This window comes from Pseudomonas sp. SID14000, from assembly GCF_002165135.1.
In the GTDB taxonomy this organism is placed as follows: Bacteria; Pseudomonadota; Gammaproteobacteria; order Pseudomonadales; family Pseudomonadaceae; genus Aquipseudomonas.
On record NZ_NFZQ01000039.1, the window covers coordinates 1 to 1,311 of the forward strand.

A 1,311-nucleotide genomic window follows, 5' to 3' on the forward strand; every position below is an offset into this window, starting at 1 on the left:
TCTAGAGGCTTGCTGACCACTAGCGCCGCTATGTCGTTAGAGGTCAGCCCGCGATGCGCCGTTGCGCCTCGTCGAGCCGGGCCGCGATGGTTCCGTCGATCACTTCGTCACCGATGTCCACCCGGACGCCACCGACGACCTTGGGGTCGACGATCACGTTCAGCTGGATGTCGCGCCCGTACTGCCGGCCGAGCGCCGCGGCGAGCCGGGTGCGGTCGGCCTCGGACAGGTCGGCGGCGACGCGAACGGTCGCGATGCTGGCGCTGCGCCGGGCGGCGGCAGCAACCTGGTAGGACCGCATCGAGCCCGCGAAGTTGCGGCCCCGACCGTCCACTGCGCGCTCGGCCAGCCGCACGGTGACGTCGGTTGCCTTGCCCTGCAGCAGTCCGTGGATCAGCTCCTGGCGGGTTGCCACCGGGATGTTGCGGTCACTCAGCTTGTCGCTCAGCGCCCGCTCGGCGGTGACGATCCGGTCGAGCCGGAAGAGCTCGTCCTCGACGTCGTCCAGCTTGCGCTGGCCGTCGGCGTAGGCCACATCGGCCTGCACGCTCAGCTCGTCGAGCGAGTCGCCGAGGTCACGTCCGCTGACCCAGCGGCCGGCCACCGCGGCGGTCAGGACCTCCAGCGCCTGGGCGGAGATCTTGCCGCCGAGCAACTGCTGGGCCAGACCGGTCCGGGTCGCCGAGGGGCGGGCCGGGTCGGTCAGGGCGCGCCGGAGCGAGCCGTTGCCGTCGAGCAGCTTGGCCACCGAGAACAGCTCGGCGCCGAGGCCTTCGGTGACGGTGACACTCGCCAGGGCCTCCTGGGCCTTGGCGAGTGACTCCCTCGATGTGCCGCGCATCAGCCGTCCGTTCCGACGGCCTGCCGGGCCGACTCCGAGGCCTCCAGATCGGCCAGGAAGCGCTCGACGGTCCGGCGCTGACGCGCCTCGTCCTCGAGCGACTCACCGACGATCCGGCCCGCCAGCGTGGTCGCCATGGTGCCGACCTCGCTGCGCAGCGAGGCGACGGCCTGGGCGCGCTCGGCGTCGATCTGGGCCCGCGCGTGCGTCACGATCCGCTCGGCCTCGGTGTTGGCCTGTTCACGCAGCTCCGCGATGATGAGCGCGCCTTGCTCACGCGCGTCCTCGCGGATCTTCGCGGCTTCCTGGCGTGCTTCCGCCAGCTGCGCGTTGTACTTGTCGAGGGCCGCCTTCGCCTCGGCCTGGGCCGCCTTGGCCTCGTTCATTCCGCCTTCGATCGCCGCGGTCCGGTCGGCATAAGCCTTCTCGAACTTCGGAACTACGACCTTGGCGAAGGCGATGGCCAAGAG

The 1,311-nt window shown here is 71.0% G+C and carries 2 protein-coding genes; both read right to left on the bottom strand.

All coding sequences use genetic code 11. The features are described 5' to 3' along the window. Positions 1–43 precede the first annotated feature (43 nt). Positions 44–841 carry a F0F1 ATP synthase subunit delta gene (locus tag CAY82_RS27300; RefSeq protein ID WP_087503441.1) on the bottom strand — a complete coding sequence of 266 codons (798 nt, stop codon included), beginning with the start codon at positions 839–841 and terminating at the stop codon, positions 44–46. Beyond that, positions 841–1,311 (bottom strand): F0F1 ATP synthase subunit B (locus CAY82_RS27305; RefSeq protein WP_087503442.1); only part of this gene is annotated, 471 nt, incomplete at its 5' end. The genes CAY82_RS27300 and CAY82_RS27305, both read right to left, overlap by 1 nt.

Bases quoted from the DNA above. Each gene is read 5' to 3' on its own strand.
- CAY82_RS27300 (WP_087503441.1), bottom strand. From the start codon at position 841: ATGCGCGGCACATCGAGGGAGTCACTCGCCAAGGCCCAGGAGGCCCTG.